The 14,808-nt window shown below is 43.1% G+C and carries 10 protein-coding genes; 4 read left to right on the forward strand and 6 right to left on the reverse strand.

The genetic code is table 11. The annotated features are described in order from the left end of the window. Positions 1-133 precede the first annotated feature (133 nt). The 4 genes from C9J47_RS21400 to C9J47_RS21415 form a co-directional block, all read right to left on the reverse strand. Positions 134-1,147, reverse strand: coding sequence for a Fe(3+) ABC transporter substrate-binding protein (locus C9J47_RS21400; RefSeq protein WP_107255324.1), 1,014 nt, complete (start codon positions 1,145-1,147; stop codon positions 134-136). A 206-nt stretch (positions 1,148-1,353) separates the two neighbouring features. After that, a complete protein-coding gene (locus C9J47_RS21405) occupies positions 1,354-2,583 on the reverse strand; it encodes an ammonium transporter (protein ID WP_107255325.1) in 1,230 nt (409 codons plus the stop codon). 54 nt (positions 2,584-2,637) lie between these two features. Next, entirely contained in the window at positions 2,638-2,976 is a 339-nt protein-coding gene (locus C9J47_RS21410; RefSeq protein WP_006232490.1) for a P-II family nitrogen regulator, read from the reverse strand. A 188-nt stretch (positions 2,977-3,164) separates the two neighbouring features. Further along, positions 3,165-3,533, reverse strand: a complete 369-nt coding sequence (locus C9J47_RS21415; RefSeq protein ID WP_107245643.1) for a YacL family protein — start codon at positions 3,531-3,533, stop codon at positions 3,165-3,167. A 74-nt stretch (positions 3,534-3,607) separates the two neighbouring features. On the opposite strand from C9J47_RS21415, the gene C9J47_RS21420 reads away from it, so the two are divergent. The 3 genes from C9J47_RS21420 to C9J47_RS21430 all read left to right on the forward strand — a co-directional run bounded on the left by C9J47_RS21420 (position 3,608) and on the right by C9J47_RS21430 (position 7,360). Further along, on the forward strand, positions 3,608-4,762 hold the full coding sequence (locus C9J47_RS21420) for a sugar diacid recognition domain-containing protein (protein ID WP_107255326.1): 1,155 nt from the start codon (positions 3,608-3,610) through the stop codon (positions 4,760-4,762). 182 nt (positions 4,763-4,944) lie between these two features. Further along, positions 4,945-6,210 carry a GntP family permease gene (locus C9J47_RS21425; RefSeq protein WP_107255327.1) on the forward strand — a complete coding sequence of 422 codons (1,266 nt, stop codon included), beginning with the start codon at positions 4,945-4,947 and terminating at the stop codon, positions 6,208-6,210. 13 nt (positions 6,211-6,223) lie between these two features. Then, positions 6,224-7,360, forward strand: a complete 1,137-nt coding sequence (locus C9J47_RS21430) for a glycerate kinase (RefSeq protein WP_107255328.1) — start codon at positions 6,224-6,226, stop codon at positions 7,358-7,360. 149 nt (positions 7,361-7,509) lie between these two features. Here C9J47_RS21430 and acnB read toward each other — a convergent pair whose 3' ends face one another. Further along, positions 7,510-10,107, reverse strand: coding sequence for a bifunctional aconitate hydratase 2/2-methylisocitrate dehydratase (gene acnB, locus C9J47_RS21435; RefSeq protein WP_107255329.1), 2,598 nt, complete (start codon positions 10,105-10,107; stop codon positions 7,510-7,512). 236 nt (positions 10,108-10,343) lie between these two features. Next, complete coding sequence (locus tag C9J47_RS21440) at positions 10,344-12,680, reverse strand: patatin-like phospholipase family protein (protein WP_107255330.1); 2,337 nt, start codon at positions 12,678-12,680, stop codon at positions 10,344-10,346. A gap of 64 nt (positions 12,681-12,744) precedes the next feature. On the opposite strand from C9J47_RS21440, the gene C9J47_RS21445 reads away from it, so the two are divergent. Next, positions 12,745-14,661, forward strand: a complete 1,917-nt coding sequence (locus tag C9J47_RS21445) for a methyl-accepting chemotaxis protein (protein ID WP_107255331.1) — start codon at positions 12,745-12,747, stop codon at positions 14,659-14,661. Positions 14,662-14,808 lie beyond the last annotated feature (147 nt).

The following is a 14,808-nucleotide window of genomic DNA, read 5'->3' on the forward strand; positions in this document are numbered from 1 at the left end:
CAACGTCGTGCTCAATTATCATTGCAGCCTGATGACACTATTTTTCAAGCTAGAGAAACTACCACAACTGATTAGAAAAGGTACTAGGCTTTAACCAAAAAAAGGGGCATTAAGCCCCTTTTTTTGTATTAATTTATAAATCAAATTTCACTTCATCAAGAAGCTTGATTGCAGCGCTGTGATACTCAGCCACTTTTTCTAGTGGTAAGTCATCTGCTTTAAAGTCGCCCCATGATGCAACAAGCTCTGAACGCTTAACACCCTCTTTAACTGGGTATTCGTAGTTTACTTCAGCATACATCTGCTGAGCTTTATCGCCGGTTAGGTATTCCATCAGCTTTTGAGCATTGTCTTTGTTCGGCGCATATTTCGCCATTGCCATGCCACTTACGTTTACGTGCGTGCCATTGCCTTTTTGTCCAGGGAAGTCGATGTAAACCGCTTCAGCCCATGCCTTCTGCTTCTCATCGTTAACCATCTTGCCTAGGTAATAGCTGTTACCGATGGCCAAATCACAAAGACCTTCTTTAACGGCTTTAACCTGATCACGGTCATTACCTTGTGGCTTACGTGCAAGGTTGGCTTTCACGCCTTCTAACCATGTTTTTGCTTCAGCTTCACCGTAGTGAGCAATCATCGACGAAACAAGTGAAATATTGTATGGGTGCTTTCCTGAGCGAGTACAAATTTTGCCTTTCCACTCTGGCTTAGCAAGATCTGTATAATCAAATTCAGCAGGTAGGTGACCAACACGATCACGTGATGAGTACACGTTACGGCTACGTAATGTCAGTGCAAACCACTCATCTTCTGAATCACGGTATTGTGAAGGAACATTTGACTCAATAACTTTGCTGTCAACTGGCTGAACAAGCTTCATATCTGCAAGTTCAACTAAGCGGCTAATATCTGTTGTTAGTACAACATCGGCTGGGCTGTATTCACCTTCTTGCTTTAGTTTTTCTGACAAGCCTTTTTTTGCGAACTTAACGTTTACTTTAATACCCGTTTCTTGAGTAAATTCGTTAAACATTGGTTCAACCAAAAACGGTTGGCGGTAAGAGTAAACATTCACTTCTTCAGCAGCAATCGCCGCTTGAGGGGCAGCAAGACCAAATAAGATTGCAGAAGCCAACAGCTTTTTCATTGAGTAAAATCCCTTAATGCAAAATACAATGATAACAATTATCAGTATCGATTAATTATACTGTAGCACTTCAACAATACAATGCTCAGAAACCAAATAAATAAAAAAAACGGTGCTAATTAGCACCGTTTTCTTAAAGTTGTGAACTAAATATATGTTACCTATTTCGTATTCAATTTCACACAGACAAACTTAGCTCACATCTGTTATTTCAAGCTTACAAATTCAGGATAAGCATCTACACCACAGTCATGTAAATCCATTCCTGCCATTTCTTCTTCTTCCGTAACACGGATACCAATGGTCACTTTAATAACGAACCAAACTACAAAGCTTGCCGCAAATACCCATGCAAAGATTACCGCTGCACCTAATAACTGAGCACCAAATGATGCATCACCGTTACTAAAAGGCACAACCATAAGACCGAAGAAACCACACACACCGTGCACCGAAATCGCACCTACAGGATCGTCAATCTTGATTTTATCTAGCGCGAGAATACTAAAGACAACTAATACACCAGCAACCACACCCACAATCACAGAAGCAATCGGTGATGGTGACAGTGGGTCGGCAGTGATAGCCACTAAGCCAGCCAAGGCACCATTCAATATCATGGTTAAATCCGCTTTACCCCACATTGTTTTACACACGGCCAGCGATGCAATAGCACCAGCCGCAGCTGCTGCATTGGTATTTAGGAAAATTTGACCAACAGCTGATGCGTTTTCAAAGTCAGACAACATTAGCTGTGAACCACCGTTAAAGCCGAACCAACCTAACCAAAGAATAAAGGTACCTAGCGTAGCGAGTGGCATGTTAGAACCAGGGATCGGGTTAATTTCACCATTTTTACCGTACTTACCTTTACGTGCACCCAGTAATAAAACACCAGCTAATGCAGCTGAAGCACCCGCCATATGAACTATACCCGAGCCAGCAAAATCACTAAAACCTGCTTCAGATAAGAAGCCACCGCCCCATGTCCAGTAGCCTTCCATCGGATAAATAAAGGCCGTTAAAACGACAGAGAAAAGAAGGAAAGACCACAGTTTCATTCGCTCTGCCACAGCACCCGATACCACAGACATTGCTGTTGCTACAAATACAACTTGGAAGAAGAAATCAGACTCAAGTGAGTGATCGGCACCTTCTGCTTGCGTACCAATTAAGGCACCAATTGAAGGTAACCAGCCACCCTCACCATTATCAACGTACATGATGTTATAACCAACGATAAGGTATGTAGTACATGCAATCGCATATAAGCAAAAGTTTTTGGTTAAGATTTCAGTGGTATTTTTTGAACGTACCAGGCCGGCTTCTAGCATGGCGAACCCTGCCGCCATCCACATAACCAATGCACCTGATATTAAAAAGAAGAATGTATCGAGAGCATAACGCAACTCTGTAACAGTTGTTGTCAATTCCATGGTTGTTTCCCCTGTAACTGCTAAATTTTTATTTCAAATATCTATAAGTGAGGTCTACAGCGCTTCGAGATCTGTTTCACCGGTACGGATACGTACCGCATGATCGAGGTCGTAAACGAAGATTTTGCCATCACCAATTTTGCCGGTTTGTGCCGCATTAGAGATGGCATCAACAATTGCTTCAAAATTGTCAGCTTGAGTCGCAATTTCAATTTTAACTTTCGGCAAAAAATCGACTTGGTATTCAGCACCGCGATAGAGTTCTGTATGTCCTTTTTGACGGCCAAATCCTTTGACCTCAGAAACCGTCATGCCTTCAACGCCAACATCAGCTAATGCTTCACGTACATCATCAAGTTTGAAAGGTTTAATAATTGCACTAATCAATTTCATTCTTCGCTCCTTAAGTTCACATTCCTTCTGGCTTATTTAATTAGTTACAAGCTTTATGCCAACTTTTAAAATAACTAAAAATCAACACATTAGGTTATTTGCCTTATAAAAACGAAAAAAGGCCGCACCAATATGATGCAGCCTTTTCACTATAAGTAAGCAATGTCGTAGAAAAAGAGTGAAGATACTTAAAAGCGAGTTACAAACGCCCGCCAAGCTTGCAGTACTAACTCAAAATCTTCAAACCCACAACACGACACACTCTCTTCATCATAGAAATGCATGTCTTCATCGAAATCTTCTTCTTCTTCAGAGAACAAGTAGTTAGCTTGAATTATTGCTTCATGATCTTGCAAAATCAAACTGAGATCATCACCCAGCAACCGCCATTCTTTGGTGCTATTTTTTAATGCACCGATTTGGCTCAGGATGGTATCCATCTTCTCAAAATCTTTGCCAACCTCTTCAATCAACCAACGGCCAATGATTTCATGGCCCATCGAAAAAGTGGCATGATAGCTACCGTCTAGGGTGTTTTTCTTAAATTCGTAGTCCATAGCTAGCCTCAAACTCTGTCGTATTCTTGGTATAATATCTGGAAGACCGCACATTCTCAGGATCTGAACCAATAATGCAACTGAATGCCACCATTGCTCGACAAATAGTTGAGCGCGCCATGAAGATCATTAAATATTCCGTCAATGTGATGGACGAACAAGGCCACATTATTGGCTCTGGTGATACTTCACGCCTAAACCAGCGCCATGAAGGTGCAATTCTGGCACTCAACGATCATCGTATTGTTGAAATAGATGACGCCACCTCTAAACAACTGAAAGGTGTTCGACCGGGTATCAACTTCCCCATTATCTTTCAACATAAAGCAATTGGTGTCGTGGGAATATCTGGCGAACCGGATTTAGTGCGTAATTATGGCGAGTTAGTAAAGATGACCGCTGAGTTAATCGTAGAACAAGCCGCATTAATGGCACAGGTTCAATGGAATAAGCGCCACCGTGAAGAGTTAGTTCTGCAGTTGATTGAAGAAGGTTCTGAGTTAAATGAAAACCAATTACTCTCTATTGCTGAACGGTTAGACTTGGATCTTGCTCAGCCTCGTATTGCTGCGATTGTAAAAGTATATCCTGTAAAAGGAAAAAGCTTATCGCTAGATCACCTACAACGTTTAGTCCACCTGCTTGAATACCCAGAGCGGGATAATTTGGTCGGAATTGCTTCGGTATCGATGAATGAGGTTGTGGTACTCAAACCCATAACCTTAAGCGATAGCGGTTGGTCTCGCGCACTGGAGCAAAAGCGCGTCAATCAATTAATGAAGCGAGTAATGAAAGAAGGTGATTTTGTAATTCGAATCGCCTTAGGTGATTACTTTCCTTCATTGCAAGGCCTCTCTCAGTCTTTCATGACGGCTAAAGCCACGATGGAAGCCAGTAATACAATAAATAGTCAGCAAGATAACGTACTGTTCTATCAAGATCATATCTTGCCCGTTTTGCTAAACGGTTTAAAAGGTGACACTTGGCGTCAAGAGCAATTACTAATGCCATTAGTCAAACTGCAACAAAACGATCCTCGCGGTGTATTAATCAAAACATTGAAAGCATTTTTTGTTCAAAATTGTGACTTAGCTCAAACGTGCGAAATGCTACATATTCACCGAAATACGCTTCGTTATCGCCTAGAGAAAATAGAAAAAGAAACATCTTTAAATTTCAACAGCATAAGTGACAAAACACGCCTTTACTTATCACTCTTGAGCCAGTAATAAAAACTAATAATTGTGCAACTGCACAATTATTGCAATATTGCGGAGCCATTATTTGTCACTTCGCCTAAAGCATCCCCTTTTTTAACTCCGTACAGTTGCGGCAACTCAGACATTCTATGTTTGCTTATCATTTTTAGTAATCGCCGACAGGCTATTACATCTTTACGGAAGAATAGACGATGGTAGAAGTATCAACTCTCGGAGCTCTAGCGGCTCTAGTGGTCGCAATCAGTTTAATCCTAAAGAAAGTACCACCAGCTTACGGCATGATCATTGGTGCGCTTGTCGGTGGTGTTATCGGTGGTGTATCACTCACCGACACCGTTAGCCTGATGATTGGCGGTGCACAAGGTATTGTTACTGCTGTATTACGTATTCTAGCGGCTGGTGTGCTGGCTGGTGTATTAATTGAATCGGGTGCGGCCACATCGATTGCTGAAACCATTGTCAAAAAAGTCGGTGAAACCCGCGCATTACTAGCCCTTGCAGTAGCCACAATGATTCTAACAGCTGTGGGTGTATTTGTAGATGTGGCGGTTATTACTGTCGCGCCTATCGCTCTTGCCATTGCACGTCGTGCCGATTTATCGAAAATGGCAATTCTATTAGCCATGGTTGGCGGCGGTAAAGCGGGTAACGTGATGTCACCGAACCCTAATGCGATTGCAGCAGCTGACGCATTTAATGTCCCTCTTACATCAGTGATGGCTGCGGGTGTTATCCCTGGTCTATGCGGTATGTTCTTCGCTTACTTCATTGCTAAGAAGCTGGTTAACAAAGGCAGTAAAGTTCAAGAGCATGAAGTGGTCGCCGTTGATCACAGTCGCTTACCAACATTCGGAGCTTCAATCGTTGCCCCTCTTGTTGCGATTGCACTATTAGCATTACGTCCGATTGCGGGTATTAATGTCGACCCTCTAATCGCACTGCCTCTTGGTGGTTTAATGGGGGCTGTCGTAATGGGACGTTTTCGTGATACCAACCACTTTGCCGTTTCAGGTCTTAGCCGTATGGCTCCTGTCGCTGTCATGTTATTGGGTACAGGTACGCTTGCGGGTATTATCGCAAACTCTGGCTTGAAAGATGGTTTAATCGATATTCTAACGGCCTCTGGTTTACCTTCTTACTTATTAGCACCGATCTCTGGTGCCATGATGGCACTGGCTACCGCCTCAACCACGGCAGGTACAGCGGTTGCATCAAGTGTCTTTAGCCACACCATTCTTGAACTCGGTGTGCCAGCACTCGCAGGGGCTGCAATGATCCACGCTGGCGCAACCATTACCGACCACATGCCACATGGTAGTTTCTTCCATGCAACTGGCGGTGCGGTGCATATGGATATTAAAGAACGTTTAAAACTTATTCCTTACGAATCTGCTGTCGGTCTGATGATCGCTGTTGTTTCAACTCTCATCTTTGGTGTATTTGGTCTGTTCGTTTAAGAGGCTTATTATTATGAAAATTGTTATTGCTCCTGATTCTTATAAAGAAAGCCTAACGGCAATGGAAGTGGCTACTGCGATTGAAGCCGGCTTTCGCCAAGTTATGCCAAATGCTGAATACCACAAATTGCCCATGGCTGATGGCGGTGAAGGTACCGTTCAGTCATTAGTTGACGCGACAGACGGCACCATTATCGAACACACGGTTACCGGGCCTCTTGGTGAGCAAGTCAAAGGGTTTTACGGTTTAATGGGCGACGGTAAAACCGCAATCATCGAAATGGCAGCAGCATCTGGTTTACACTTAGTGCCAGCAGAAAAACGTAACCCATTGCTTACCACCAGCTTTGGCACTGGCGAACTGATTACAGCCGTTCTTGACCAAGGTGTTGAGCATATCATTGTAGGTATAGGCGGTAGCGCAACCAACGATGGTGGTCTTGGCATGGCGCAAGCGTTAGGCATAAAAATGCTGAATGCTCAAGGTAACGAACTAGGATACGGCGGTGGTGAATTAGCACAACTTGCGCGTATTGATATGTCTGGTATTGATCCTCGCCTTGCAAAGATCAAGCTTGAAGTCGCCTGCGATGTGGATAACCCATTATGTGGATTAAAAGGCGCATCGCATATCTTTGGCCCACAGAAAGGCGCGACTCCCGCGATTGTTGAGCAGCTAGATACTAACCTTGCGCACTACGCTGAGATAATCAATGTGCAGCTAGGTCAAGATGTAAAAGATATTCCCGGAGCAGGTGCAGCTGGTGGTTTAGGTGCGGCATTACTCGGACTGTTCAATGCGAGCTTACGCCCAGGCATTGATATTGTCATGGATGCCGTCAATCTTACCGATATCGTCTCTGATGCTGATTTAGTCATAACAGGTGAAGGGCGTATTGATAGCCAAACCATTCACGGAAAAACCCCTATTGGCGTCGCACGTGCAGCAAAGAAATTTCATACACCAGTAATTGGTATCGCAGGGTGTTTATCTGACGACTGTGATGTGGTTTACGAGCATGGAATTGATGCCGTATTCAGTGTTGTACCACGCGCGATGGCATTATCAGATGCTTTCGAGGAAGCAGCATTTAATGTTCAGATGACTGCACGTAATGTTGCGGCCATGCTAACTGTTGGTCGACGATAGCTGTTGATCGACAATAGCGGTTAGTCGACAAGAACAGTTATGTTCGGTTAATTCGGATAATACATTCCCCCTGTCTCTCTCTAAAACAAGCTCCAAAAAAAAGCTCCCACGAAAAGTGAGAGCTTTTTAATGTCTAAGAAACAGTCGTATTATACGGCTTCTTGAATAATCACATCTGCTGCTTTCTTGGTATAAGAATCCATACGATGGAAGTTCAAGTAGCGGTATGTATCTGCCGCTGTCGCATCAATCTGCTTCGCGTATTCTAGGTATTCAGCCATTGTGGGAATACGACCTAAAATCGCCCCTACCGCTGCAAGCTCTGCCGACGAAAGATATACGTTCGCCCCAGTACCTAAACGGTTAGGGAAGTTACGGGTTGATGTTGAAATAACCGTCGCTTTATCAGCAACACGTGCTTGGTTACCCATACACAATGAACAACCTGGGGTTTCAATACGCACACCAGCACGGCCGAAGATGCTGTAATAGCCTTCTTCTGTTAACTGATCACGGTCCATCTTCGTTGGCGGAGCCACCCAAAGACGTGTATCAAGTTGACCACCGAATTTCTCAAGTAGTTTACCAGCAGCACGGAAATGACCTATGTTAGTCATACAAGAACCAATGAAGACTTCATCGATTTGCGTACCTTGAACATCAGATAGTAGACGAGCATCATCAGGATCGTTTGGCGCACAAAGGATCGGTTGATCAATATCCGCTAAATCGATTTCGATAATATGTGCGTATTCCGCATCTTTGTCAGCTTCCATCAATTCAGGATTCGCTAACCACTCTTCCATTGCGGTAATACGACGCTCGATAGTACGACGATCACCATAACCTTCAGCGATCATCCACTTCAGCATCACGATGTTCGAGTTTAGGTATTCTGAAATAGATTCTGGCGATAACTTAACAGTACAACCTGCAGCACTTCGCTCAGCAGATGCATCAGATAGTTCAAATGCTTGCTCAACACTTAAGTGCTCAACACCTTCAATTTCTAATACTCGACCAGAGAATTCGTTGATTTTACCTGCTTTTTCAACAGTCAATAAACCTTTCTGGATCGCGAAATAAGGAATCGCATGCACCAAGTCACGCAAGGTAATCCCTTCTTGCATTTCGCCTTTAAAGCGAACCAAGATTGATTCAGGCATATCAAGAGGCATCACACCCGTTGCTGCTGCAAATGCCACTAAACCAGAACCCGCAGGGAATGAAATACCCAGAGGGAAACGCGTATGTGAATCACCACCGGTACCAACAGTATCAGGTAGTAGCATGCGGTTTAGCCATGAGTGAATAACACCATCACCAGGGCGTAGCGCAACACCGCCACGATTCATAATGAAGTCTGGCAATGTATGGTGAGTATTGACATCGATTGGTTTTGGATATGCCGATGTATGACAGAAAGACTGCATGGTTAATTCAGCAGAAAAGCCAAGACAAGCCAGATCTTTTAGTTCATCACGCGTCATAGGGCCAGTAGTATCTTGAGAGCCTACCGTGGTCATTTTAGGTTCGCAGTATGTGCCAGGACGAACGCCTTCAACACCACACGCTTTACCGACCATTTTCTGTGCAAGGCTATAACCCTTGCCAGTATCTTCCACTGTACCAGGACGGCGGAACACATCAGATGATGGCAGACCCAATGCTTGACGTGCGCGATCGGTTAAACCACGGCCAATGATCAATGGAATACGACCACCTGCACGTACTTCATCAATCAGGACATCAGTTTTTAGGGCAAACGTCGAAACAACATCGCCGCTATCGTGGCTACGAACTTCACCTTTAAATGGGTAAACGTCAATCACGTCGCCCATATTCAGTGCAGATACATCAGCTTCAATCGGTAATGCGCCTGCATCTTCCATTGTATTAAAGAAGATCGGAGCAATTTTACCGCCAAGTACATAACCGCCAGCACGCTTGTTGGGTACATATGGAATGTCATCACCCATGAACCAAAGCACTGAGTTAGTTGCTGATTTACGAGAAGAGCCCGTACCCACAACATCACCGACGTAAACTAATTGGTGGCCTTTTTCTTGCAGTGCTGCGATTTGCTTAATTGGGCCAATTGAACCGTGTTGATCTGGTTCAATACCTTCACGCTCACTCTTTAACATCGCAAGTGCGTGAAGTGGAATATCAGGACGAGACCATGCATCAGGGGCTGGTGACAAATCATCAGTATTTGTTTCACCAGTCACCTTAAATACGGTTAAGGTAATTTTTTCTGCCAGCTCAGGTTTAGATAGGAACCACTCAGCATCAGCCCATGATTGAAGCACTTGCTGTGCAAATGCATTACCTGACTTGGCTTTCTCTTCTACATCATAGAAAGAATCGAACATTAGCAGGGTGTGAGAAAGCGTTTTCACTGCAATTGGAGCAAGCTCAGCATCATCAAGCAGCGAGATAAGTGGTTCAATATTGTAACCACCCTGCATGGTGCCAAGCAGTTCTGCTGCTTTTTCTTTACTTACGATTGGAGAGGTAGCATCACCCGTCGTGATTGCAGCAAGAAAACCCGCTTTAACATAAGCGGCTTCATCTACGCCAGGGGGAATACGGTTTTCAAACAGATCAAGCAGTACAGATTCTTCACCCGCTGGCGGTGTTTTTAACAACTCAACGAGAGCAGCAACCTGCTCAGCATTTAACGGCTGAGGGACAACTCCTTCTGCAGCACGCTCTTCGACGTGTTTACGGTAGGCTTCAAGCACGACATATTCCTCTTATTACGGTTTAGTTTTTATTAACTAAACATCCTTGGAAGTGATTGACCTCTCCGATTTCTCGTATCATTTAGACTGGCATATACAGCACCATATACGTTCGGAAGAGATCAAAACCGTTCAAACACCATACCATTTTTAACTTAAAATTAAAATCCACTCGTTTTTTACAACATTCACACTTTCGAGAAAATTACGGCTGAAACACAGCTGTTTACGATAAATTAAAAGGCACCACCGATGAATAAGTAGAAAGAGTCATAGTTTTCTTCTGTTCGACCATAAGCGACCAGGAAAGGTCCGATAGGTGAATTAATCCCCGTAAAGACACTGCCCGCCCAATACATAGGGAGCTCATTAAATGAAGTCGATGATTCGTTATACACCCCACCCCACTCTATTGAACCGCCAACATACACCGGTGATTTGAACAAACCAAAATCATAGTCAGTAATACGATATCGGTAAATTGCCGCAGAGAATATTTTATTGTTGCCCACTAAGCTGTTTTTAGGGATACCAGAAAGATTAAGAAAACCACCGATTTCTTTCGGGTCGAGTTGAATGTCTTCTTCTGACTCTACATGGCCAAATTCAGTTTTACCCATCAAGGTATGACGTTGATAGGTATAAGCCCCTTTCCATGCAATATCTAAGTGATAGGCAAGATCAGTACCTTGGAGCCTCTCACCATCAACCGTCCAATCAACACGGTCATCAGAAAGGGCAAACTCAATACTGAATAAATTTCCTTTACTGGGTAGTTCAAAGTCATCGAGTGTATCGATATTGTAGTTAACGTACCCAACACGGCTGTTACGTTCTCTGACCCCTAAAATTGTCCCCGCTAAACCTTGATAATCGACCTCACCAATAATGTAGCGGTACCCCAAACGCATTTCTTGCCATAGCATAGGCTGCCAGCCAACAGATGCATCAAATGTTGTGGTGTTATAAATCGTGGGTATAAATAGCTCAGTATCACTTAACTTAGGTTCATCATCGTCATCATCGTTATTACCAAGTGCCAGATATTTATTGCTCTTATCGTATTCTGCACGTAGTAAGCCAAACCACTCTTGATCACTAATAAAAGGCATATATATTTCTGTAGCAGCACGTTTGTTATAACCGTACTCAAGCTCAGTTCGCCATTCAGCCCCAGCTTCACTTAAACCTGTAACATTAAAGGCCACGCCAATGGAGTAATCAGTAGAGTTCTTAAAATCATCTTCCATCGCAAAACGAAAGTCGAGATAATTAGGCCCCCAACTCTTTTCAGTGACATCAACCAGAACAATGTTTTTACCTTCATTTTTCTCGATGCTGTAATTAATACGCTCAAAACGATCAAGCGCGTAAAGGTTCCGTACACTTTCAGCTAATTGTTCAGAACTCATCTTTTCGCCTGAATGCAGATCGAGACGATCGAGCAATGCTTGATCTGAATATTGACTGTTATTGACTAACCGTACTTCATCAATATACAGCTCATCAATACGCGTAAGTTGATGGCGGCGTGCTTGCTTGTGATCGATATAATTTTGATAAGGGATTGTGCCACCCAGTTTAGATAATTGAGGGCGCAGGGCCATGGTGGCTAAATATCCGATGTCATGTGCATCCAGCATACGATCAAAATCTGTTGTACCAATGCCTTTCGTATCCGGTCGAATTAAATAATCATTCTTTGTCAGTAATTTTTTTTGTTGCTCTGCATTATTGGTCACCATGAAATCAGTCAGTTGATCCATAATGGCAAAGTAATTGTTGAGCTCATCGCGCTTTTTAAAGTCATTACTAATATCAACGGCAATAACAATATCAGCCCCCATCGCTTTCACGACTGAAATAGGTAGGTTATTGGTTATACCTCCATCAACCAATAATCGGCCATCAAGCTCCATTGGAGGTAATATTCCTGGAATTGACATACTCGCTTGCATCGATTTCGCCAAATCACCGTTATCTAATACCACGGGTTTCAACGTTTCAATATCGCTAGCCACTGCTCTATAAGGGATAGCTAAATCATCAAAGCTCGCAAATTCAGGCTGATTACCTGAGGTAGAACGAATAATTTCGCCCATGTTTTGTCCTTGAACAAAACCTTTAGGTACTTTTAATTCCCACAAGTCAAAACCAACATCAGTTTTAAGCTGAAAACGGTCTTCTTGGTGTTTTTCGCGCACACGGCGATCGCTACGTTGAACACCGTCTTGATATCCATCACGCCAATTTATCGTCTCAAGAAAAGACTCTATTTCATCAGCACTCATACCAGACGCATATAAGCCACCGACATACGCTCCCATGCTGGTGCCTGCTATATAATCAATCGGGATATGCATCTCTTCTAATGCTTTTAACACCCCAATATGCGCCGCCCCTTTTGCCCCACCGCCCCCTAACACAATCCCGATTTTAGGTCTTTCTTTCGCAACAGCATCGAAAGAGAAAACAAAAGCCAAAAAAGTGACGAAAATCACTAAAGTAATGTAACGGACTGGCAGATAAACATTAGAATAACAGTTTGTAATCGATGGCTTAGCAAAGGTCATTGTTTTTGTAATCCGTGCTCTGAGTATTTTGCTCATAACTATTAAAATAAAGACAATCAATTTAATGAATTTCAATCAGGTAAGTATTAAACAAAAACTGATCTTCGCCATGGTCGTTGCTGTTCTTTCTTCGACGGCTTTAGTCGGTTTTATCAGCCAAAATCAAGCCCGTAACGTAGTGGAAACACGCCTGTTAAAATCAGAGCTTCCCGCTACCTTAATGCAAATCAGAAATACTATCGATAAAGAAGTATCGGTATTACAATTTGCGGCTCAACAACTCGCCTCAAATCGATTCATTCTTGAATCTTTTAAACAGACACCTTCTGAACAATCAAACACCCAACTTGTTCAAGTACTGAATGATATCAGAACCCAATATGATTTGTTCGATGCTTCCATAGCCGATCGCACAACGGGAGACTATTGGAATCAAACAGGTTTTTTACGCCGCTTAAATCAGCAGCAAGATAGCTGGTTTTTTGGTTTTATCAATAGTGGCGACGAAAAGATGCTTAACGTTTTCCGTGAAAGCAACGGAGATGTAAAACTGTTCGTCAACTACCAACAGCTAAATGGTAGCGGAATGGCCGGTTTATCAAAATCGCTGGATGACATGGTAGCTTTTATTAATCAATTTAAGCTAGAAGAAACAGGGTTTGTTTACCTTGTCGACGCCAAAGGTGCAGTACGGCTACATAAAGACAGCAGTAAAATGGGTAATACTAGCCTGACTCAAATGTACAATTCTGATGTTGCCCGCACCCTACTCAATAAAAACAACGTTAACTTTTCTGAATATACAATCGCAGGTAAAGATACGCTGCTTGCTACTAGCTATATTCCCTCAATGGATTGGTATGTAGTCGCAGAGCTTCCTAAAGAAGAAGCGTTTTCAGCATTGAACCAAGCACGAAATGAAATAATGATCTGGACTGCTATCATTGCTGTTAGTTTCATTTTTATTGCGATTTGGTTAGGCACCAATATCACTCGTCCTATCGAACGCCTTGCAGTTGTCTTTAAAGATCTAGGTGAAGGTGAAGGCGATTTACGTCATCGTATCGATGTGCAGGGAAAAGATGAAATCGCTCAGCTTTCTGTCGGCTTTAATAGCTTTATTGGGAAAATTCATTATTCCGTAAAAGAGGTCGCTGAAACAGGGAATTCATTGCGTGATGCCGCTGAATCTGTGGCTTCACAAGCACAAATCACCTTAGATAACAGCCATAGCCAACGCGACCGTACCATTCAAGTTGTTACTGCAATCAATGAAATGGGTGCAACAGTAAATGAAATTGCGGGTAATGCCGCGAATGCAGCAGAAGCAGCACACAACGCTGAAGAAGAAACGAAAAATGGTCAGCTTGTTGTCGCTCAAGCACGCGATACAATAAATCAACTGGCGAATGATGTTGATCAGGTGAGCGAAGTGATTGGCTCGCTGGCACACAATACCCAAGCGATTGGCAGTATTCTCGATACCATTCGCGGCATTTCAGAACAAACTAACCTATTGGCATTAAACGCTGCTATCGAAGCTGCCCGTGCTGGCGAACAAGGTCGTGGGTTTGCCGTGGTCGCTGATGAAGTGCGTAATTTAGCTAGCCGCACGTCCGATTCAACTAACGAAATCCAAACGATGATCAATCGTCTGCAAGAAGAAGCCAGTGATGCCGTTACCGCAATGCAACAAAGTCGTCAACTAACATCAAATGGTGTTTCTGCTGCCGATGAGGCATCTGGTGCACTGATTTCGATTGGCGATCGAATTACCTTAATCTCAGATATGAATACCCAAGTCGCCACCGCCACAGAAGAACAGTCAACGGTAGTGAATGACATTAACTGTAATATTGAAGAGATTAACGAAACCACACAACGCACTGCAGAGACAGCGTCAGAATTAGCCGATTCCAGTCAATCATTGCGGGATTTATCTAAACGCCTTGATGATATGGTCGGTACCTTCAAGCTATAATATTAAGCCTACAAAAAAGGAGAACTTCGGTTCTCCTTTTACTTTTTTGCGAATCAAAATACAAAAAAAGTTCATACCAGAGCAAAAAAATCTCACCCCTTAGTACTAACCAGCCTATACCGCGATAGCCTTCTTACTCATTTTTTA

It is taken from the genome of Photobacterium indicum, assembly GCF_003026215.1.
GTDB lineage: Bacteria > Pseudomonadota > Gammaproteobacteria > Enterobacterales > Vibrionaceae > Photobacterium > Photobacterium indicum.

Excerpts from the sequence above, each read along its gene's own strand:
- C9J47_RS21400 (WP_107255324.1), bottom strand. The coding sequence starts at position 1,147 with ATGAAAAAGCTGTTGGCTTCTGCAATCTTATTTGGTCTTGCTGCCCCT.
- C9J47_RS21405 (WP_107255325.1), bottom strand. The coding sequence starts at position 2,583 with ATGGAATTGACAACAACTGTTACAGAGTTGCGTTATGCTCTCGATACA.
- C9J47_RS21410 (WP_006232490.1), bottom strand. The coding sequence starts at position 2,976 with ATGAAATTGATTAGTGCAATTATTAAACCTTTCAAACTTGATGATGTA.
- C9J47_RS21415 (WP_107245643.1), bottom strand. The coding sequence starts at position 3,533 with ATGGACTACGAATTTAAGAAAAACACCCTAGACGGTAGCTATCATGCC.
- C9J47_RS21420 (WP_107255326.1), top strand. The coding sequence starts at position 3,608 with ATGCAACTGAATGCCACCATTGCTCGACAAATAGTTGAGCGCGCCATG.
- C9J47_RS21425 (WP_107255327.1), top strand. The coding sequence starts at position 4,945 with ATGGTAGAAGTATCAACTCTCGGAGCTCTAGCGGCTCTAGTGGTCGCA.
- C9J47_RS21430 (WP_107255328.1), top strand. The coding sequence starts at position 6,224 with ATGAAAATTGTTATTGCTCCTGATTCTTATAAAGAAAGCCTAACGGCA.
- C9J47_RS21440 (WP_107255330.1), bottom strand. The coding sequence starts at position 12,680 with ATGACCTTTGCTAAGCCATCGATTACAAACTGTTATTCTAATGTTTAT.
- C9J47_RS21445 (WP_107255331.1), top strand. The coding sequence starts at position 12,745 with ATGAATTTCAATCAGGTAAGTATTAAACAAAAACTGATCTTCGCCATG.